18 protein-coding genes and 1 tRNA gene are annotated in these 18,749 nt (G+C 62.2%); 9 read left to right on the plus strand and 10 right to left on the minus strand.

Annotation, left to right across the window (positions count from 1 at the left end; genetic code table 11):
- Positions 1-160: 160 nt before the first annotated feature.
- The 6 genes from ACTAQJ_RS11645 to ACTAQJ_RS11670 all read right to left on the minus strand — a co-directional run bounded on the left by ACTAQJ_RS11645 (position 161) and on the right by ACTAQJ_RS11670 (position 7,325).
- Positions 161-565: a tautomerase family protein gene (locus ACTAQJ_RS11645; RefSeq protein WP_477515973.1), complete on the minus strand. Its 405-nt coding sequence runs from the start codon at positions 563-565 to the stop codon at positions 161-163.
- Between the two features lie 214 nt (positions 566-779).
- On the minus strand, positions 780-1,682 hold the full coding sequence (gene sucD, locus ACTAQJ_RS11650) for a succinate--CoA ligase subunit alpha (protein ID WP_498696280.1): 903 nt from the start codon (positions 1,680-1,682) through the stop codon (positions 780-782).
- Positions 1,683-1,694: 12 nt separating this feature from the next.
- Positions 1,695-2,864 carry an ADP-forming succinate--CoA ligase subunit beta gene (sucC, locus tag ACTAQJ_RS11655; protein ID WP_224093741.1) on the minus strand — a complete coding sequence of 390 codons (1,170 nt, stop codon included), beginning with the start codon at positions 2,862-2,864 and terminating at the stop codon, positions 1,695-1,697.
- 264 nt (positions 2,865-3,128) lie between these two features.
- Positions 3,129-3,818, minus strand: coding sequence for a hypothetical protein (locus tag ACTAQJ_RS11660; RefSeq protein WP_498696283.1), 690 nt, complete (start codon positions 3,816-3,818; stop codon positions 3,129-3,131).
- A gap of 23 nt (positions 3,819-3,841) precedes the next feature.
- Positions 3,842-6,394 (minus strand): DNA helicase PcrA, encoded by a 2,553-nt coding sequence (pcrA, locus tag ACTAQJ_RS11665; RefSeq protein ID WP_498696284.1) that lies wholly within the window; start codon positions 6,392-6,394, stop codon positions 3,842-3,844.
- A gap of 76 nt (positions 6,395-6,470) precedes the next feature.
- Positions 6,471-7,325 carry an inositol monophosphatase family protein gene (locus ACTAQJ_RS11670; protein WP_498696285.1) on the minus strand — a complete coding sequence of 285 codons (855 nt, stop codon included), beginning with the start codon at positions 7,323-7,325 and terminating at the stop codon, positions 6,471-6,473.
- Between the two features lie 33 nt (positions 7,326-7,358).
- Here ACTAQJ_RS11670 and ACTAQJ_RS11675 point away from each other — a divergent pair, with 33 nt between their 5' ends.
- Entirely contained in the window at positions 7,359-7,985 is a 627-nt protein-coding gene (locus ACTAQJ_RS11675; RefSeq protein WP_498696287.1) for a hypothetical protein, read from the plus strand.
- Here ACTAQJ_RS11675 and ACTAQJ_RS11680 read toward each other — a convergent pair.
- Positions 7,924-8,748 carry a DUF998 domain-containing protein gene (locus tag ACTAQJ_RS11680; RefSeq protein ID WP_498696289.1) on the minus strand — a complete coding sequence of 275 codons (825 nt, stop codon included), beginning with the start codon at positions 8,746-8,748 and terminating at the stop codon, positions 7,924-7,926. The genes ACTAQJ_RS11675 and ACTAQJ_RS11680 overlap by 62 nt on opposite strands.
- Positions 8,749-9,032: 284 nt before the next feature.
- A complete protein-coding gene (locus ACTAQJ_RS11685; RefSeq protein WP_498696291.1) occupies positions 9,033-9,824 on the minus strand; it encodes a DUF998 domain-containing protein in 792 nt (263 codons plus the stop codon).
- Between the two features lie 106 nt (positions 9,825-9,930).
- Between ACTAQJ_RS11685 and ACTAQJ_RS11690 the strand changes: the two genes are divergently transcribed.
- The 3 genes from ACTAQJ_RS11690 (at position 9,931) to ACTAQJ_RS11700 (ending at position 10,870) form a co-directional block, all read left to right on the plus strand.
- Positions 9,931-10,003, plus strand: a tRNA-Arg gene (locus ACTAQJ_RS11690).
- 1 nt (position 10,004) lies between these two features.
- Positions 10,005-10,466, plus strand: coding sequence for a DUF6314 family protein (locus tag ACTAQJ_RS11695; RefSeq protein WP_498696293.1), 462 nt, complete (start codon positions 10,005-10,007; stop codon positions 10,464-10,466).
- Positions 10,463-10,870 carry an NUDIX hydrolase gene (locus tag ACTAQJ_RS11700; protein ID WP_498696294.1) on the plus strand — a complete coding sequence of 136 codons (408 nt, stop codon included), beginning with the start codon at positions 10,463-10,465 and terminating at the stop codon, positions 10,868-10,870. The genes ACTAQJ_RS11695 and ACTAQJ_RS11700 overlap by 4 nt, the downstream gene beginning before the upstream one ends.
- 64 nt (positions 10,871-10,934) lie before the next feature.
- Here the strand turns inward: ACTAQJ_RS11700 and ACTAQJ_RS11705 are convergent, their stop codons facing one another.
- A complete protein-coding gene (locus ACTAQJ_RS11705; protein WP_498696296.1) occupies positions 10,935-12,848 on the minus strand; it encodes an ABC transporter ATP-binding protein in 1,914 nt (637 codons plus the stop codon).
- A gap of 3 nt (positions 12,849-12,851) precedes the next feature.
- Positions 12,852-14,513, minus strand: a complete 1,662-nt coding sequence (locus tag ACTAQJ_RS11710) for an ABC-F family ATP-binding cassette domain-containing protein (RefSeq protein ID WP_498696298.1) — start codon at positions 14,511-14,513, stop codon at positions 12,852-12,854.
- Between the two features lie 243 nt (positions 14,514-14,756).
- Here ACTAQJ_RS11710 and ACTAQJ_RS11715 point away from each other — a divergent pair, with 243 nt between their 5' ends.
- The 5 genes from ACTAQJ_RS11715 to ACTAQJ_RS11735 all read left to right on the plus strand — a co-directional run bounded on the left by ACTAQJ_RS11715 (position 14,757) and on the right by ACTAQJ_RS11735 (position 18,739).
- Positions 14,757-15,479 carry a hypothetical protein gene (locus tag ACTAQJ_RS11715; protein ID WP_498696299.1) on the plus strand — a complete coding sequence of 241 codons (723 nt, stop codon included), beginning with the start codon at positions 14,757-14,759 and terminating at the stop codon, positions 15,477-15,479.
- Positions 15,476-16,183: a hypothetical protein gene (locus ACTAQJ_RS11720; RefSeq protein ID WP_431118593.1), complete on the plus strand. Its 708-nt coding sequence runs from the start codon at positions 15,476-15,478 to the stop codon at positions 16,181-16,183. Before ACTAQJ_RS11715 ends, ACTAQJ_RS11720 begins: the two co-directional genes overlap by 4 nt.
- Before the next feature lie 242 nt (positions 16,184-16,425).
- Positions 16,426-17,241 (plus strand): amino acid ABC transporter substrate-binding protein, encoded by an 816-nt coding sequence (locus tag ACTAQJ_RS11725; RefSeq protein WP_431118591.1) that lies wholly within the window; start codon positions 16,426-16,428, stop codon positions 17,239-17,241.
- Positions 17,242-17,901 carry an amino acid ABC transporter permease gene (locus ACTAQJ_RS11730; protein WP_431118589.1) on the plus strand — a complete coding sequence of 220 codons (660 nt, stop codon included), beginning with the start codon at positions 17,242-17,244 and terminating at the stop codon, positions 17,899-17,901. It begins immediately after the preceding gene.
- Positions 17,888-18,739, plus strand: a complete 852-nt coding sequence (locus tag ACTAQJ_RS11735; RefSeq protein ID WP_498696300.1) for an amino acid ABC transporter ATP-binding protein — start codon at positions 17,888-17,890, stop codon at positions 18,737-18,739. Before ACTAQJ_RS11730 ends, ACTAQJ_RS11735 begins: the two co-directional genes overlap by 14 nt.
- Positions 18,740-18,749: the final 10 nt, after the last annotated feature.

The following is an 18,749-nucleotide window of genomic DNA, read 5'->3' on the forward strand; positions in this document are numbered from 1 at the left end:
GATCGTTGACCTTTCTCTTGTGAACTCTGAACCTTTGAGCGCTGGGCCCCAATGCCTTGCCACCCCTCAGTGAGCGGGGCCACATGACTACTTTGCCCCAGATTTCATGTCCTGTCAAAGGTTTGTACTGACATATTTACAACATGACACGGACTGGAATCTACTTGCGCGGAACGGCCAATTCTCCGGTGACATACTGGCTCCGACCGAAGCCGAACGACCAGTCGCCGGCGGAGTTCTCCATGTAGCCAATGAAGACATCCTCGCCCTTGACGCCAAGCTCGCTAAGCCCTCCGGCAATGGCCTCGAAGAGCGAACTCTTGGCCATCTGGGTTCGTCCGGCCTGCGTGAAGATCTGGATCATGATCACGTCAAGGCTGCGCTCAAAGCCCAATCCGGCATCCTGGGCCACTATCTGCGCCTCCGGATGTTCGGTGAGGATATGGAAGTAGTCACGCTCAGGGATTTCATACTCAGAGACGATTGCATCGTGGATGGCCCGGCTGATAGCGGCCAATTCCTCCGCCGACCGGCCCTGATTGACGTCGATTCTTACCAGTGGCATCTTGTGTGCTCCTTCGAAGTAGTTTGTCCTGACATACTAACAAATAAAGGGCATGAAGGTACAGGGCCACCGCGTTAAAGCACGACGGCGACCCCGCGCCTTCCGTGGTGAAAGGTGCGGGGCCGCCGTCGTGCTTTAAAGAGCAACGCGGGGTCACTTTGAGCCCATTCCACACTCGGGAATGGGCCACAAGTGACCCCGCGTTGCTTTGGTACTAGAGCGTTGCGTAAACCTCGCGCAGCAGCTTAGCGGTTTCGGACGGCGTCTTGCCGACCTTCACGCCTGCAGCTTCGAGAGCTTCCTTCTTGGCCTGCGCGGTACCTGCGGAGCCGGAGACGATGGCGCCGGCGTGGCCCATGGTCTTGCCCTCAGGAGCGGTGAAGCCTGCAACGTAGCCAACAACCGGCTTGGTGACGTTGGCCTTGATGAAGTCAGCAGCGCGCTCTTCAGCGTCACCACCGATTTCGCCGATCATGACGATTGCCTTGGTCTCCGGGTCAGCTTCGAACGCAGCCAGGGCGTCGATGTGCGTAGTGCCGATGATGGGGTCGCCACCAATACCGATGGCGGTGGAGAAGCCGAGGTCGCGGAGCTCGTACATCATCTGGTAGGTCAAGGTACCGGACTTGGACACGAGGCCGATGGGGCCCTTGCCTGTGATGTTTGCCGGGGTGATGCCGACCAGGGCTTCGCCCGGGGTGATGATGCCGGGGCAGTTCGGCCCGATGATGCGGGTGATCTGGTTGCCGTCGGCGTCAACCTTGGACTGGGCGAGTGCCCAGAATTCGGCAGAGTCCTGAACCGGAACGCCTTCAGTGATGACTACAACGAGGCCGATGCCGGCTTCGATGGCTTCAACAACGGCGTCCTTGGTGAATGCCGGCGGAACGAAGACGATGGAGACGTCTGCGCCGGTTTCAGCGATGGCTTCCTTGACGGTGCCGAAGACGGTGATTTCCTTGTCGCCGTGCAGGACCGTGGTGCCGGCCTTGCGGGCGTTGACGCCACCAACAATGTTGGTGCCGGCCTTGAGCATCAGTGCGGTGTGCTTGGTGCCTTCGCCGCCGGTGATGCCCTGAACGATGACCTTGGAGTCTTTGTTGAGGTAGATAGACATTGTCGCGTCCCTTTACTTAGCTGCGTTGGCGAGCTCGGCGGCCTTGTCGGCGCCCTCGTCCATGGTGGCGGCCAGGGTAACCAGCGGGTGGTTGGCCTCGGTCAGGATGCGGCGGCCTTCCTCGACGTTGTTGCCGTCGAGGCGAACGACCAGCGGCTTGTTCGCAGCGGATCCAAGCTCAGCAAGTGCACCCACGATGCCCTTTGCCACAGCGTCACAAGCGGTGATGCCACCGAAGACGTTGACGAAAACGCTCTTGACCTGGGAGTCGCCCAGGATGACGTCCAGGCCGTTGGCCATAACCTCGGCGGAAGCTCCACCACCGATGTCCAGGAAGTTGGCGGGCTTGACGTTGCCGTGGTTTTCACCAGCGTAAGCAACCACGTCCAGGGTGGACATCACAAGACCGGCGCCGTTGCCGATGATGCCTACTTCGCCGTCCAGCTTGACGTAGTTGAGGTCCTGCGCCTTTGCCTTGGCCTCCAGCGGGTCAGCTGATTCCTTGTCCTCGAGCAGTGCGTGGTGCACGTGGCGGAAGTCGGCGTTTTCGTCGAGGGTGACCTTGCCGTCGAGGGCAATGATGTCGCCTGCGCCGGTGCGGACCAGAGGGTTGACCTCAACCAGGGTTGCGTCTTCCTTCTTGAAAACGTCCCAGAGCTTCAGAATGACGTCGGCCACTTTGCCGCGCAGTTCTTCAGCGAAGCCTGCAGCTGCGACGATCTCGTCAGCCTTGGCCTGGTCGATGCCCACAGCGGGGTCGATGGCGATCTTGGCCAGGGCCTCGGGACGCTCAACAGCCAGCTGCTCAATTTCCATGCCGCCTTCAACCGAGCACATGGCCAGGTAGTTGCGGTTTGCGCGGTCCAGGAGGACCGAGAAGTAGAATTCCTCGGCGATGTCCGCACCCTGGGCGATCATCACCTTGTTAACGGTGTGGCCCTTGATGTCCATGCCCAGGATGTTGGTGGAGTGCTCAAGCGCCTCTTCGGCAGTCTTGGCAACCTTGACGCCGCCAGCCTTGCCGCGGCCACCAACCTTAACCTGTGCCTTTACGACAGTAACGCCGCCGATCTTCTCGGCAGCTGCCTTTGCTTCTTCAGGAGTGTGCGCCACGATGCCGGCGAGCACGGGTACACCGTGCGCTTCGAACATATCGCGCGCCTGATATTCAAACAGGTCCACGGTTTAGTGTCCTTCTACGTCGAAGTAGTTTTCTGTTCAGCCGGGAACCGCGATGACCGCGATAGCCAGCTGCGGAAAGTACGCGGTAACAACCAGGATTGAAGCCGGTCACATTGCGTAAGGTCCTCTCGGAACTTTAGCCCTTTGAGGAGTCCCGCCAGCTACACACTACCTGTTAAGTGAGTAACCTTACACTTCTATCGGCTGTAGAAAACCCGCAGAATGACGCGGTTTTTTGGCCGTTCATCGTCTGTCCAACGGCGATCACGACGCCGGTTTCAGGTTCCCCGTGACCGTTTTGCCGCCGTCGGAAATCAGCTGGTAGCCCTCCCTGCTGACAAAGAACGCCACGCCACCGGAGACATTTCCGCAGGCGACGCCGTTGTTATAGGCGGAGCACCGAAGGCCGTTGCGCTCGATGTTCTGCCCGTCGGCCAGTTCGCGAAGCTTGGAGATCGGTCCGCTCCGGCTCCCTTTGGGCCCGAACTCAGACTCCATTTGTGTTACGCCGGAACGACACGAGCCATAGACCGCCTTATCCGGCGTCAGGAGAACCGTGCCGCCCAGATAACCCAGGCCGATGCCGCCGCAGTCGTCGGCGATGTCATCGATCTCAGGTTTGGCATACTTCGCCAATTCGCAGTGCACCACGGGCACCACCGCAAACTTGTTATTGGCCGCGTCAGAATACGAGTTCGCCTCGTACGGCACGTTGAGGTGGCCGCCTCTGGAGGAGGTCATGGCACAAACGATGTTGCGGTCCGGCGTCACAAATGCGGTGACGCCCTCGCCTGCAGCCAGGGTGGTCTGCTCGGTAACCGGGACCTGTTTGAGCTGTTCCAGCGGAGGCAACGGAGCTGGCGGAACGTAGTCGGGGTCCTTGGTGGCGAACGAGCAGCCCGTGGCCAACACCATGAGCAAGGCGGCAAGAATCCCCAATACAGTCCGTCGCATGCCACCAATTATGCCGTGATGCGTCAGGCATCCAGTTTGGTCAGGGGCGCGTACCGCAACAGCAGGCGCTTCTCACCGACGTCGAACTTCACCTTGGCGACGGTCTTGTCACCCGAGCCTTCGACTCCGAGCACAACGCCGTTGCCGAAGCTTGTGTGGTTGACCTTGTCCCCCACCACCACGGAAATGACTTCCTTTTGCGGCTGCACCCTGTTGCGTGCGACGGCGGCCGGGACGTCGGCGTCGAAACCGGCGGTTGGGCTGGCGGCAACGCCGCGTGACGTGCCTGCGCCCCAGAAGGAGCCGCCGTAGCGGTTGGAGCCGATGGGAGCGCTTCCCCAACCACCGCCTGCGGCTTGCCGGCTCATGCCTTCACGTTTCCAGTCCACCAGTTCGGAGGGTATCTCCTCCAGGAACTGGCTGGCGGGGTTGTACTGGCTTTGGCCCCACATGCTGCGGACCTCGGAGCGCGTGACGTAGAGCCGCTTGCGTGCACGGGTAAGTCCCACGTAGGCCAGGCGGCGTTCTTCGGCCAGTTCCTTGGGGTCCGTGGCCGAGCGCTGATGGGGGAAGATACCGTGTTCCATGCCAGTCAGGAAGACCACCGGGAACTCCAGGCCTTTGGCAGTGTGCAACGTCATGAGCGTGACAACACCCATGCGCTTGGCTTCGGCCACTGCGGCGTCAATGTCCCCGCCGGGCGCATCAGGAATTTGGTCAGCGTCAGCCACCAGGGAAACCTGCTCCAGGAACTCGCCCAGCGAACCGTCCGGGTTGTCGCGTTCATACTCGCGGACTACGGCCACCAATTCGGCGAGGTTCTCCACGCGGGACTCGTCCTGGGGATCGTTGCTGGCGCGCAGACCGGCAAGATACCCGGTCTGTTCGAGCACGGCCTCCAGGGCAGCGGCAGCACCGGATCCGGAAGCCACCTCAGCAAGGTCATCCAGTAGCTTCACAAAGCCCAGGACGGCGTTCACAGAACGCGTTGCCATGCCGGGCGCTTGGTCAGCACGGCGGGCGGCGGCCATAAAGGACGTCCGTTCGCGTTCAGCCAAGGCAGCGACGGCACCTTCGGCGCGGTCGCCAATCCCCCGTTTGGGTTCGTTCAGGACACGGCGGAGGTTGACGTCGTCGTCAGGGTTTACCAGAACGCGCAAGTAAGCCAGGGCGTCTTTGATTTCCTTGCGTTCGTAGAACCGCGTGCCGCCCACAACTTTGTACGGCAGGCCCACCCGGACCAGCACGTCTTCAATGGACCGCGACTGGGCGTTGGTGCGGTAGAAAATGGCGACATCCCCAGGACGCAGCCCTTCCTCGTCCTGAAGCCGGTCGATTTCCTTGGCGATGAACTGGGCTTCGTCGTGCTCGTTCTCCCCGACGTAGCCGACGATCTTCTCGCCGTCTCCCTCTGCCGTCCACAGCCGCTTTTCCTGGCGGTTCGGATTCCGGGAAATCACGGAGTTGGCGGCGGTGAGGATGTTCTGCGTTGAGCGGTAGTTTTGCTCTAGCTTGATGGTGCGCGCGTTGGGGTAATCGGCTTCAAACTCCACGATGTTGCGGATGTCCGCACCACGGAAGGCGTAGATGGACTGGTCGGAGTCGCCCACCACCGTGAGTTCGCTGGGCTCGACGTCAGTATCAGTGCCCACGCCAACGATTTCCCTGACCAGCGCGTACTGGGCGTGGTTGGTGTCCTGGTACTCGTCCACCAGCACGTGCCGGAACCGGCGCCGGTAGGACTCCGCGAGCGCGGGGAACGCGCGGAACATGTAGACGGTCTCCGCGATGAGGTCATCGAAGTCCATGGCATTAGCCTGGCGCAGGCGCTGGGTGTAGCCCTTGAAGACCTCTACCACGGCTTGCTCGAAGGGGTCGTTGTGGTTTGCCGAGGAGACGTAGGAGTCGGCGTCGATTAGCTCGTTCTTGAGTGCGGAAATCTTGTGCTGGATCGCCTTGGGCGGGAACTTCTTGGGATCCAGATCCAGGTTCTTGGACACAAGGGTGATCAGGCGCAGGGAATCCGCGGAGTCGTAGATGGAGAAGTTCGAGTTCAGACCCACATTGGCAGCCTCGCGGCGCAGGATGCGCACACAGGAGGAGTGGAACGTGGAGATCCACATGCTCTTGGCCCGGCCGCCTACCAGGGCCTCGATACGTTCGCGCATCTCGGCGGCGGCCTTGTTGGTAAACGTGATGGCCAGGATTTCGCCGTGGTGGGCGCGCTTGGTGGCAATGAGGTAGGCAATCCGGTTACTCAGCACACGGGTCTTGCCTGAGCCTGCACCCGCAACGATCAGCAACGGGCTGCCGGCGTGCTTCACGGCTTCTTCCTGCTGCGGATTCAAGCCCTGGAGGAGGGCGTCGGCGGACGGAAGCCTTCCAGTCCCTTGATTGCCCCAACCACCGGAAGCGGGGGTGTCGTTTGTTTCGCTGCTGGACCCACCACTGCCCTCACCGAACCGGGCGCGGGAAGAGCCGCCGCCCGCGTGCGAAAGCTCCGGGGCAGCCTTGGTTGCGGCTTTGGAGCCTGCGTTGAAGGGGCCGTCTGCGTAGGGGTCGAACAACATATCCATGGTGACTACCAGTCTAGGCGGTGCCTCTGACACTCAAGGGCCACCCCAAAGAGAGCACCGCCCAGGCCATCAAAAACTACGCAAACTGGGGAACAGAGGTGAGGGCCCCGCTCAGCTCGCGGACCGCCGTCGGCCCTCCTGCAATGAACCAGTTAAGGCCGTTGACCTGAACGACGGCGGTGTCCCCGCCTGCAGCGCGGACGATCGCCTTGCCAGGGAGCCAGTCCCACTCAGGGCAGCTGTGCTGGAACCAGCAGCCGAGCTCGCCATCAGCCACGCGGCCGAGGTCGCACGAGCCTGAACCGAACATGCGCAGCGATGCGGCGGAGACAGCTGCGGCATGCCAGGGCATTGCAGTGCGGGGGTCCGCCAACCAGGTGGGGTGGATGTAGGTTGCTGCGCAGATTTGGCCAACAGGGAGGTCTCCGGAACCTGAAATGCGTTCGCCGTTCAGGGTTGCCGGGTGCTCGTCCCCGCCGAGCCAGAGCTTGTCCAGTTCGGGCTGGTAGATGGCCCCAAGCAACACGTCCGGATCCGCAACCGGATCGACTCGATCATCTGAGGGATCTGAACCGTCGCGTTTGAGGGCAATGGCAGAGCACCAGTACGTGGATCCGTGAAGGAAGTTGTATGTTCCATCCACCGGATCGATCACCCAGGTCCGGCCACTGGTACCGGCAACAGAGGTGCCTTCTTCGCCCAGGATGCCGTCCTCCGGGCGGCAGCGTTGCAACTGTTCCAGGACATAAGCCTCGGCCGCATGATCGGCTGCCGTGACGACGTCGGACACTGACGTCTTGCGTGTGCCCTGCAGTCCGCCCATCCGCATGAGCAGCGCCAGTTGGCCTGCTTCGCGGACCAGTGCGCTGGCCAATTGGTAGTCATCAAGTGATGGATCGAGTTCAGTTGCGGTGTGCCTGCCGGTGGTCATGGTCCCAGCTTATGTGGCGGGATAATGAATGACATGGCCAAGACACCAGCGCAGCGCATCAAGAAGCACGGAGCCAAGGCGGTGGTCCCCGATCACAGCCTCCCACCCGTGATCAATCCCACCACGCGGAGGACCCCCGAGAAGGCGCAGAGCAACTCCAAGCTGATTGTCATCGCAGGTGTTGTGGCCAGCCTGTTCCTGTTCTGGTACCTGCACTTGCTGACGCTGAACCAAATGACTCAGCTTTCCGGCGGCCTGGCCATGCCGGATTCGCTGATCGGTGGGTTCTCCCAGGACTACGTCGCCCAGCTTCGCGTCGCGATGGACGAGGCCGCCCGGGGCCAGTTGAACTACGTCCATAAGACGGCCGGCACGCTCTTTCCGCTGATCTTCGGCTTCAGTTGGCTCCTGCTGATCGGCATCAACGTTGCGCGCAAGTCGTGGCGCTGGGCAATGTGGGCCGCTCCCCTGCTTTTTGCTGTGGCTCACTTGTGGTCCAACGTCGCCATTGATTCGATGCTGGCTGCGGAAACGCCCGACGCCGGTTCAGTTGCCGTGGCTTCCGCCGTCACCATTGCGTCGTGGGTACTGTTCCTCATCAGCCTGCTGTGCGGCGTGGCGGCGGTGTTCCTTGGACGGAAGACCGCGAAACAGCCCTGACAGCTTTCCGTTCCCTTGTGACGCGGTGAGCCACTACCAGGCCTACCAAGGACAACCCCAGGATGATCGAATACGCCATGGTGCGCTCGATGGCGCCCGGCTCCTCGACGCGCAACTGCACCGCAAGCACGTAGATGGTTGCTCCCAATGAAACAACCCCAAACAAAAGCACCATTCCCCACATCTGCGTGTGACCCCGCCATACCAGGCCCAGTACCACCAAGGACAGAGGTCCGGCGATGAAGTACAGTCCCGCACCCGTCAGATGCAGCGCAAGGTCAGTGTCTTCCGGGATGAGGCCAACCATCGCCTGGCCGATGCCCGCCACGAGGATCAGCACCCTGACTGCCCCGGCTGCAAGCCAGGGAAAGGCGTCGGGTGACGCGACGCTTGACGCCATCCTTGGCCGGATAACCCGGGCACCCGGTTCAGCCGCCACTGAGAGGACAGCTGAACTCAGGAGCACTGCCCCGAGCACCATGGCAACACCTTGGAGGACGAACGAGGCATTCATCAGCCAATTAAGCGGCGAGCACACCTCGTAACCGTTGAACGGACCACAGTGGGCAGCGCCCAGATCGCTGATGACGTGGGCACGCCGATCGTAACCTGGATTGCCTTGCCACACAGCCATCGCAATGGCTTCCACCACGAAATAGTGGATGAGGGTGATCGCGGCCCAACCCCCAATCAGCTCGCGCCGGCCAGCGAGGTCAGGCAGAAGTCCCCGGTCGCCGCCGCGCGGACCAGCCGCCGTCGTCATAGCGCCAGAATAGTCCCGGAGCCCGGCAGGCGCACCCGTTCAGTGATGCGGACCGCTGACTTCGGATGCCAAGGATGCACGAAGCGGGCGCAATAAAAACGATAGTGTTATACCAGTGGGCCAACCGCCCACCCCTTCGTTAAAACAATTAACCCGCCGGCAAGCGGGTCATTGTTAGGCGCAGGGCGCCTATGTTGTGCGATCAAGGGACTAATCCTTGGTGCCCACACATCAAGACTAGGCCCCCGAGCGGATTTTCCGCTCCTGGCGTCCCAATCCCCGAATTACCGCAGGGCCTTCGCCGCCTTTCGTACCGTGTGCACGCGCTGGGCGATGACCAGGCCGGCAGTTGCCAAGCCAATGGTGACGGGGTAGCCCATCAGCCGTTCCAGTGTTCCGGGCTGCGGCACGTCCATTCCCGTGATCCCGCCAACGATGAGCGCCCCGATACAGAGGGAGCCGCAGGCAGCTATGAACCAGCTCATCGGCGTCTGCCGGAACCAAAGGATGCCCAGCAGAAGCAAGGCGAAGCCGCCGCCGATGAAGAACATCAGTGCGCCGGCAAAATGCCATGGGGAGCCGACGTCTTCGGGCACCAGTCCAACGATGACCGTCCCGAGGCCGGAAACACCTGTCAGTATGCGAATGGCCACAGCCATGATCCATGGCTTGGCCAGGACCCGGGTCCGGGGCTCGTCATCGGCTGTGGCGGTGTGGAAGCGCTGGGCATGCACACCCGGGCGCGCTGCCACGCACAAAAGCCCTGCGGTCAGGAACACCGCACCAAGGATCAATGCCAGGCCCTGGACAACAAAAGAGGCGTTCATCAGCACATGCAAAGGGGAGCACACTGCCCGGTCCTCGTAGACGCTGCACGATACTGCGCCGAGATCGCTGATGAACCCGGTGGCCCTGTTGTAGGGTTGCGGACCGGCCCAGGCCTCGATGACAGCAGACTCCGCGACGAAATACTGGACCACGCTCAACTGGGCCCAGCCGCCGATGTTTGCCCGCGTAGCGCGAACGTCCGGAAGGAACGTGCCGGTGGTTTCCCGTGCTGTCGCATGCCCTCTCATGACCGCCAGCCTAGCCGTGTTCGGGCACTGGCCCGGCAGCTTGTATGCTTGTAGTCGTGTCCGGCCATGGAGCCCCGTAACCGTACTCCCGGCCATGGACACGCAGGCCCTCGTAGCTCAGTGGATAGAGCACGGCTCTCCTAAAGCCGGTGTCGTTGGTTCGATTCCAATCGAGGGCACTTGAACCACCAGCAGCCCATCCAGGACTTGCGGGCCTATTTGGCCGGCACGTGGAATGTGGAGCGGACTCTCCTGGACCGGGCCTCCGGCACCCGCGGAACCTTTACCGGCGTCGTGCGTTACACGGAAGAGCCCGACGGCGATGGCCTTCACTACCGCGAAGACGGAACCATGCACTGGCCCACCCACACAGGCCCGGCGTTCCGCGAATATCTCCTCAAGCCAGGCCCTGAACCGGATTCCATGAACGTTTTCTTCCCCGATGGCCGGCCATTCCATGTGATGAGCTTCGCGACGCAAGCCAACCAGGACAAACACTGGTGCGATCCCGACGACTATTACGTGAACTACACCTGGGAAGGCCCGGATGCGTTCAGTTTCACGTGGGATGTCCACGGTCCGGCCAAGGATCTGCTGCTGGAATCGCATCTGGTCCGTATGAACGTCGAGAGGCAAGCGTGAGCGTTACTGATGTGATCGTGGTAAGCGCCGTGTGCGTTTACAACAAGGAGGGCCAGCTCCTGACCGTCCGCAAACGGGGCACGGACAAATTCATGCATCCAGGCGGCAAACCCGAGGCCGGTGAAACCGCGGCAGAAGCAGCAGCCCGGGAATTGTTCGAGGAAGTAGGCATCGAGGTAGCCCCCGAAGACCTCGAACCCTTGGGCGCCTGGCTCGCAGTGGCTGCCAACGAGGCAGCGACCAACATCGAGGCCACAGTCTTCACGGCTCCAGGAACCTGGGAAGCGCACCCTTCCGCCGAGATCGCCGAGATCCGGTGGCTGGACCTCACAGCACCCCTCCCCGAGGACCTCGCACCCCTGCTGACGGATCACGTGCTGCCGGCGCTCTCGGCGCCCAAGTAGCTGGCATTAGTGGTTGTTCTGAGGGCTCAGAACAACCACTAATGCGAGCTAGTTGCGGACAGCGTTAGAGTTCCGGAACAGCTTCCTCAGCCACCGCCGTGGCTTCCGCGAACTGGGTCCGATACAACTCCGCATAGCGGCCATCGGCAACAAGCAGTTCGGTGTGCGTGCCGCGCTCCACGATCCTGCCGTCCTCTACCACCAGGATCACGTCCGCGGCCCGGATAGTGGACAACCTGTGGGCAATCACGACGGCGGTACGCCCCTCGAGCGCTTCCCCCAAGGCCGCCTGGACGGCGGCCTCGTTGGTGGAGTCCAGCGCGGCGGTTGCCTCATCAAGAATCACCACACGCGGCTGCTTGATGAGCAAACGGGCGATGGTGAGTCTTTGCCGTTCCCCACCGGAGAGCCGGTATCCGCGCTCACCAACGACTGTTTCCAGGCCATCCGGAAGAGACCGGATCATGGGTTCCAGGCGTGCCCGCCGGAGTACCTCCCACATGTCCTCTTCCGTGGCATCCGGCCGGGCAAGGCGCAGGTTGGATGCAATGGTTTCGTGGAACAGATGGCCATCCTGGGTCACCATGCCCAGCGTGTCGCGCAGGGAGTCAAAGCGGAGGTCCCGGACATCCACGCCGGTGCCAGGTCCGCGCCCACCCAGGCGCACCGCTCCGGAGTCGACGTCGTACAGACGGGACAACAATTGGGCCACCGTGGACTTTCCTGCGCCGGAGGAGCCAACCAAGGCCACCGTCTGGCCCGGCTCAACGCGGAAGCTGACACCGTGCAGGACTTCCTCGCCGCCGCGTGTGTCGAGGGTGGACACGTCTTCGAGGGAGGCAAGGGACACCTTGTCCGCCGACGGGTAGGAAAAGCGGACGTCGTGGAATTCCACAGCGACGGGTCCGGACGGAACAGCTACGGCGTCCGGCTTTTCCGTGATGAGTGGGTGCAGGTCCAGGATCTCGAAGACCCGCTCGAAGCTGACAAGTGCGCTCATGATTTCCACACGCGCGTTGGAGAGCGCGGTGAGCGGAGCGTAGAGACGTGTCAGGAGGAGGGCCAGGACCACTACGTCGCCTGGCGCCAATTGGCCGCCAAGGGCGAGCCAGCCGCCCAATCCGTAAACGAGGGCCAGAGCCAAGGCAGAGACCAAAGTCAGCGCCGTGACGAAGGTGAATTGGAGCATGGCAGTGCGGATGCCGATATCGCGCACCCTGCCGGCCCGGGAAGCGAATTCCCGGGATTCCTCGTCCGGCCTGCCGAAGAGCTTCACCAGTGTGGCGCCGGGAGCGGAGAACCTTTCCGTCATCTGCGTACCCATGGCAGCGTTGTGCGCGGCGGCCTCGCGGCGGAGGTCTGCCAGCTTGGAACCCATGCGCCGGGCAGGTATGAGGAAGATTGGCAGCAACACCATGGCCAGAACCGTGACCAGCCAGGACGTGTTGAGCATGACCACCAGGGTCAAGGCGAGCGCCACGACGTTGCTCACCACGCCGGACAGGGTGCCGGCGAAGGCTGACTGTGCGCCGATGACGTCGTTGTTCAGGCGGCTGACCAGTGCGCCTGTGCGGGTCCGGGTGAAGAAAGCGATGGGCATGCGCTGCACGTGGTCGAACACGCGGGTACGGAGGTCCACGATGACGCCCTCACCAATGGTGGAGGACAACCATCGGGTCACCAGTCCGACTCCAGCCTCGCCAACAGCCACAACCGCGATGAGGACGGCCAGCCAGATCACGGTGCCCACGTTTGCCTTGGCAATGATGGCGTCAACCACCTGCCCCGCAAGCACCGGCGTGGCGACGGCGAGGAACGCGCCCGCGATCGAGGCAATGACGAAGGCTATGAGCTTGCCCTTGTGCGGCGCGGCAAAGCCCAGCACGCGCTTCAGCGTTTCCTTCGAGAACGGCTGTGAGCCACTCTGGGCACGCGTGATTTTGTACAGCGAGCTCCAGGCAACGCCATCCATGCTCATCGTTTACTTCTCCTGGCTGGGGGTGTGGTGAAGCTCCTGGACACGGCCGTTTTCCAGGTGCCATCGCGAATCGAGCCGAACATTCTCCAGCAGACGCCGGTCATGGGTGACCAGCAGGAGGGCGCCTTCGTAGCTTTCCAGCGCTTCTTCAAGTTGCTCGATCGCAGGGAGGTCAAGGTGGTTGGTGGGTTCATCAAGCACCAGCAGGTTCACCCCACGGGCCTGCAGGAGGGCCAGCGCAGCACGGGTTCGTTCTCCCGGGGACAACGAATGAACGGTCCGTGAAGTATGGTCCGCTTTGAGGCCGAACTTGGCCAGGAGTGTGCGGACGTCGGCACTGTTCCAGTCCACCAGCACGGCTTCGACGGCGTCGCCAAGCTGCCGTCCGCCGTCGAGCAGTCCGCGGGCCTGGTCGATTTCGCCGATGGCGACGGACGCGCCCATGGAGGCCTCGCCGTCGTCCGGTTTCCGGGTGCCCAGCAGCAAGCGCAGCAGTGTGGACTTACCGGCGCCGTTGGGCCCGGTGATGCCGATGCGCTCACCGCCGTTGAGTTGCAGGTTCACCGGTCCCAGCGTGAAGTCGCCTTGGCGGACCACCACGTCACGAAGGGTTGCGACGACGGCACTCGAGCGGGGTGCCTGGCCGATGCTGAACTGCAGTTGCCATTCCTTGCGGGGCTCCTCCACCTCAGTGAGGCGGGCGATGCGCGACTCCATCTGGCGGACCTTCTGTGCCTGCTTTTCGGACGACTCGGTGCTCGCGGCCCTCCGGATTTTGTCGTTGTCCGGGTTCTTCTTCATCGCATTGCGGACGCCCTGGGAGCTCCACTCGCGCTGGGTCCGTGCGCGGGACACAAGATCGGCCTTGGTGTTGGCAAACTCTTCGAAGCGTTCGCGGGCGTGGCGCTTGGCGACGGCGCGTTCTTCGAGGAACGCTTCGTAGCCGCCGTCGTAGACAGCCACGGAATTCTGGGCGAGGTCCAGTTCCACTACGGTGGTGACGCAGCGCGCCAGGAACTCACGGTCGTGGGAAACCAGAACCACTCCTCCGCGAAGGCCCTGCACGAAAGCCTCCAACCGGGCCAGGCCATCGAGGTCCAGGTCATTGGTGGGTTCATCAAGAAGGACAACATCGAAGCGGCTGAGCAGCAGGGCTCCCAAAGCAACCCGGGCGGCCTGCCCGCCGGAGAGACCCGTCATGAGGGCATCGGTGCCAAGCTCAAGGCCAAGATCCGCCAGGACAGCAGGAATCCGGTCCTCCAGGTCCGCAGCACCGGATGCCATCCAGCGGTCAAAGGCCAGAGAGTACGCGTCATCCGTTCCGGGAGCCCCGGAGCCCAGGGCCTCGGCGGTCGCTTCCATCTCGGCAGTGGCCTGGGCACATCCCGTCCGCCGCGCAATGTACGCTGCAATGGTTTCGCCGGCGGTGCGCTCATGTTCCTGGGGCAGCCAGCCCACAAAGGCGTCCGACGGAGCGAGGTTGACGGTCCCCTCCTGCGGCTGGTCCACGCCGGAGAGGATGCGCAGAAGCGTGGATTTGCCGGCACCGTTCGCGCCGACCACGCCCACCACATCACCGGGCGCAACGGTGAGCGAAAGCTTTGAAAAGAGCGTGCGGTGGCCGTGACCACCGGCAAGATCCTTGGCCACCAGTGTTGCAGTCATTCCTTATTCCTCTCGCAGCGCCAACAGGCGCTCGCGTCTACCAAAACGCGGCCACACTGCCCGTGATTCCCATGGGCATGGAAAAACCCGCTGGTCCGGACTTGGGGGGTGTACGGACCAACGGGTTCAAGCATCAAGCATAATTCAATGTGGCGTCGGCGTAAAATCAATCTGTACCTTCGCTTCGGCTCCTTTTTGGGCCAGGCCGGACTTGCCCGTTTGAAATACCCCAGAAAGCCCTCCATGCCCTTACCGTCCAAGGCGTTCCAACGCTGGCTTCACGGCGTTGCACCCAACGCCAGCACAGCGGACGTCTGCAGGATTTCCGGGATAAAACGGACAACGCTGGCCCAACAGTTGGTCCGCGGCAAAGTGGCGGAGTCCACGCTGGTCGGCATCAGCCGGGGTTATCACGTCAATCCCGTGCAGGCCCTGGCCACGTTTGACCTCTACGCAGATCTTCGGGGCGATCCCGTCCCGCCCACTCCTGATGAACTGGTGAGCCAGATTGCCACCATGGATTTGCTGCGGGCGGTAGTGGAACGCAGTGAACCGGGGTCCGTCTCCGTCACAGGACTGTCGCCAACACCGCACCCCACCGCGGTGCGCAACTGGGTGGATGCAATCGACGACGGCGAGTTGCGGCACCGGGTCAGCGAGGCCACCGGCATCGCACCACAGAACTTCTCAGCCCACCTAACCGCCAACAGGCTACCTCCCGAGCTGGCCATCGCAACATCGCGGGCTGCCAGCGTTGGACCAGCGGGCGGGCTCGTTGCTGGAGGGCTGATCACCGAGGCCGAGGCCGGCTGGTCCCCCACCGGACGGCAGGAGGCCCTGGACCGGATGACCTTGGGCGAACTGGTGATCCTCGCCGGTGAGAGGCTTCAGGCGCTGGGCAAGACCCTGCGCCGCCAAGAACAAGACCATGAACGAACTGAACGAATTTGGGAGAACCTCGGATGACGGCTGTCCTGCCTTGGGCAACCTTGCTGGTGTGCCTGGCGATTACCATCGCGCGGATTCCGAGCCTGCTCAGGGGTGAGAACCGGGTGGTTTTCTACATTTTCGCGCTGATCACCCTGGATATCCTCCTCAGCATCGAAGGGCCGTACCTTGCCATCGATGCCCTGCTCGGCGGAGTCAACGTCACCAACCTGATCCTGCGGTTCCTGCTGTACGGTACGTTCCTGCTGATGGGCATCAAGATTGCCATGGGTTTCGCTTCCACGTCAGCGGAACGGGCCATTCGCGGCCCTTGGGGGCTGACAGTCCTGGGAATCACGGTGGCATTGACCACGTTCTTCTTCGTCATCACAGACACGCGCGGTTCCACGGCGGGAATGACAGGGCTGACCTGGGGACCATCCATGGAGGCCTACGCGGCCCTGGGTCGCTTCTATCCTGGATACGTATCAGCCTGCTTGCTGCCCGCCATCTGGCGGACCATCGTAGGCCGCTACCCCGCATTGCTGCGTGCCGCCTCGGCACTCCTGTTTATTGGCCTGGCGTTGCTGTTGGTGTCCCAACTCTTCCCCCTGATCCCGCTGGTGCACCTGTGGCTGCGTTCCCTGATTAACTACTCCGCAGTGCTGGCCACCGCCATTGGGCTCGCTGGGATCTGGTTCTCCAAGGCATTTGCCAGGCGCAAAGCAAGACGCACAGCGTAAAGACTTTCACAAAACCATTAGATCGTGGCACAATCATGAATGTGTGAACGCGGTTGCAGCCTGGCACCGGAATCAGAGAACGGGTTTCCGGTGAATGTGGCGCCCACGTGATCACAATTGGGGGGATGAGTGGTGGCGGGCTGTTGGGGACCGCCCCCACTCAGCCTTTTAACCACCCCTTCCGCAGGCCTCCAAGCCCTCCCTGCCGGGAATCCGCAGTGGCCCGTGACTAAGATGGCTCCATGACCAGCCTTCGCTCCCGCCGTTCTCTTTTCGCCGCTACCCTGGCCGCCGCCGCCCTTGCACTCTCTGCCTGCGGTGGCGGTTCCACTCCAGCCCAGTCGGGTGGCGATACATCTTTGTCCGATGTGAAATCCAAGGGCGAACTCGTCATCGCAACGGAAGGAACCTACCGCCCGTTCAGCTTCCACGCCGAGGGCGCTGGTGAATTGACGGGCTACGACGTTGAGATTGCCAAAGCCGTGGCTGAAAAGCTGGGCGTAAAGGCGAGCTTCCAGGAGACACAGTTTGATGGCATTTTTGCCGGCCTGGACGCCAAGCGGTTCGATACCATCGCCAACCAGATCTCCATCAATGACGAGCGCAAAGCCAAGTACGAGTTCTCCAAGCCCTACACCGTCTCTACGGGCGTTGTGGTGACCAAGAAGGACAATTCCAGCATCAACAGCTTCGCCGACCTCAAGGGCAAGACCACCGCGCAGTCCCTGACCAGCAACTTCTACAAAATGGCCGTGGAGGCCGGCGCCAACGTTCAGGCGGTTGAAGGCTGGGCCCAGTCTGCCACGCTCGTACAGCAGGGACGCGTGGACGCAACGGTGAACGACAAACTCACTTACCTTGACTACGCGAAAACCACCCCGGATTCCGGTTTGAAGGTGGCCGCCGAAGCGCCGGACAAGACCGAGAGCGCTCTGGTATTCCGAAAGGGTTCCACGGAGCTGGCCAAGGCTGTAGACAAGGCGCTGGATGACCTCCGGGCAGATGGAACCCTGACAAAGATCTCCGAAAAGTACTTCGGTGCGGACGTCACCAAATAAATGAACTGGGACCTCATCTGGAGTTCCTTCGGGCCGATCATCACAGGGGCCGTAACGGGCACCATCCCCCTTACCCTGGCCTCCTTTGCCTTTGGCCTGGTGCTGGCCTTGGTGGTGGCGCTGTTGCGGCTGAGCTCGAATTGGCTGCTGTCCGGCATAGGTCGCTTCTACGTCTCGGTTATCCGTGGTACTCCCCTGCTGGTGCAGCTGTTCGTGATTTTCTTCGGCCTTCCCAGCATTGGCATCCGCCTGGATCCCTGGCCGAGCGCCATCATCGCATTCTCCTTGAACGTGGGCGGCTACGCTGCCGAGATCATCCGGGCTGCGATACTTTCGGTGCCCAAGGGACAGTGGGAAGCCGGCCACACCATCGGGATGTCCCACCCCCAAACGCTGGTGCGCATCATCCTTCCGCAAGCGGCACGCGTGTCCGTTCCACCGTTGTCCAACACGTTCATTTCCCTGGTTAAGGACACCTCGCTCGCTTCACTCATCCTGGTTACTGAACTCTTCCGCAATGCCCAGCAAATCGCTGCGTTCAGCCAGGAGTTCATGGCCCTGTACCTGCAGGCAGCCCTGGTCTACTGGGTCATCTGCCTGGTCCTTTCCACTGCGCAGTCCGCTGTGGAACGGAGATTGGACCGCTATGTCGCCCACTGATGCACCTCAACAGCGCGAACCACGCGTCACCTCAGTCCTGAAGGCCCGGAACCTCGCGAAAGCCTTCGGCAGCAATGTGGTGCTCCGCGACATCGATATCGACATCCGGCGCGGCCAGGTGGTGGCCCTGATCGGTCCCTCAGGTTCGGGCAAGACTACTGTTTTGCGTTCGCTTAACGGCCTTGAAATCCCCGACGCCGGTACTGTCACCTTTGGCGGCACCGGCCGGGGCCCGGGCTCGGGCTCGGCCTCCGGCTCGGGGAGCGAGACCTCCGATGGCCTCTCGATCGACTTCGGCACCAAAGTGGGCAAGAAGGAGATCGCAGCGCTGAGGGACCGCAGTGCCATGGTGTTCCAGCACTACAACTTGTTCCCGCACATGACTGTCTTGAAGAACATCATCGAAGGCCCCGTCCAGGTCCAGAAGCGCCCCAAGGCAGAGGCCATCGCCGAAGCCGAACGATTGCTGGAGCGGGTGGGGCTGGCTGATAAGCGGGACGCCTATCCGTTCGAGCTCTCAGGCGGACAGCAGCAGCGCGTGGGCATCGTCCGCGCCCTGGCGCTCCAGCCTCAACTGCTGTTGTTTGACGAGCCCACCTCGGCCTTGGATCCCGAGCTCGTCGGAGACGTCCTGGGCGTCATCAAGGAACTCGCCGAGGAAGGCTGGACCATGGTGATCGTGACCCACGAGTTGGCCTTCGCCCAGCATGTGGCGGACGAGGTTATCTTCATGGATGGCGGCGTTGTAGTGGAGCGCGGCCCTGCTGCCGAGGTGCTGCGTGCACCCCGGCAGGAACGGACCAAGTTGTTCGTGAAGCGGCTGCAACACGACGTCTAAACCCCTTGGC

The organism is Arthrobacter sp. alpha11c (assembly GCF_054149985.1).

What these genes read in the sequence shown, in the direction of transcription:
- ACTAQJ_RS11645 (WP_477515973.1), bottom strand. Translation starts at nt 565, where the DNA reads ATGCCACTGGTAAGAATCGACGTCAATCAGGGCCGGTCGGCGGAGGAA.
- sucD (WP_498696280.1), bottom strand. Translation starts at nt 1,682, where the DNA reads ATGTCTATCTACCTCAACAAAGACTCCAAGGTCATCGTTCAGGGCATC.
- ACTAQJ_RS11660 (WP_498696283.1), bottom strand. Translation starts at nt 3,818, where the DNA reads ATGCGACGGACTGTATTGGGGATTCTTGCCGCCTTGCTCATGGTGTTG.
- pcrA (WP_498696284.1), bottom strand. Translation starts at nt 6,394, where the DNA reads ATGGATATGTTGTTCGACCCCTACGCAGACGGCCCCTTCAACGCAGGC.
- ACTAQJ_RS11670 (WP_498696285.1), bottom strand. Translation starts at nt 7,325, where the DNA reads ATGACCACCGGCAGGCACACCGCAACTGAACTCGATCCATCACTTGAT.
- ACTAQJ_RS11675 (WP_498696287.1), top strand. Translation starts at nt 7,359, where the DNA reads ATGGCCAAGACACCAGCGCAGCGCATCAAGAAGCACGGAGCCAAGGCG.
- ACTAQJ_RS11680 (WP_498696289.1), bottom strand. Translation starts at nt 8,748, where the DNA reads ATGACGACGGCGGCTGGTCCGCGCGGCGGCGACCGGGGACTTCTGCCT.
- ACTAQJ_RS11685 (WP_498696291.1), bottom strand. Translation starts at nt 9,824, where the DNA reads ATGAGAGGGCATGCGACAGCACGGGAAACCACCGGCACGTTCCTTCCG.
- ACTAQJ_RS11705 (WP_498696296.1), bottom strand. Translation starts at nt 12,848, where the DNA reads ATGAGCATGGATGGCGTTGCCTGGAGCTCGCTGTACAAAATCACGCGT.
- ACTAQJ_RS11710 (WP_498696298.1), bottom strand. Translation starts at nt 14,513, where the DNA reads ATGACTGCAACACTGGTGGCCAAGGATCTTGCCGGTGGTCACGGCCAC.
- ACTAQJ_RS11715 (WP_498696299.1), top strand. Translation starts at nt 14,757, where the DNA reads ATGCCCTTACCGTCCAAGGCGTTCCAACGCTGGCTTCACGGCGTTGCA.
- ACTAQJ_RS11720 (WP_431118593.1), top strand. Translation starts at nt 15,476, where the DNA reads ATGACGGCTGTCCTGCCTTGGGCAACCTTGCTGGTGTGCCTGGCGATT.
- ACTAQJ_RS11725 (WP_431118591.1), top strand. Translation starts at nt 16,426, where the DNA reads ATGACCAGCCTTCGCTCCCGCCGTTCTCTTTTCGCCGCTACCCTGGCC.
- ACTAQJ_RS11730 (WP_431118589.1), top strand. Translation starts at nt 17,242, where the DNA reads ATGAACTGGGACCTCATCTGGAGTTCCTTCGGGCCGATCATCACAGGG.
- ACTAQJ_RS11735 (WP_498696300.1), top strand. Translation starts at nt 17,888, where the DNA reads ATGTCGCCCACTGATGCACCTCAACAGCGCGAACCACGCGTCACCTCA.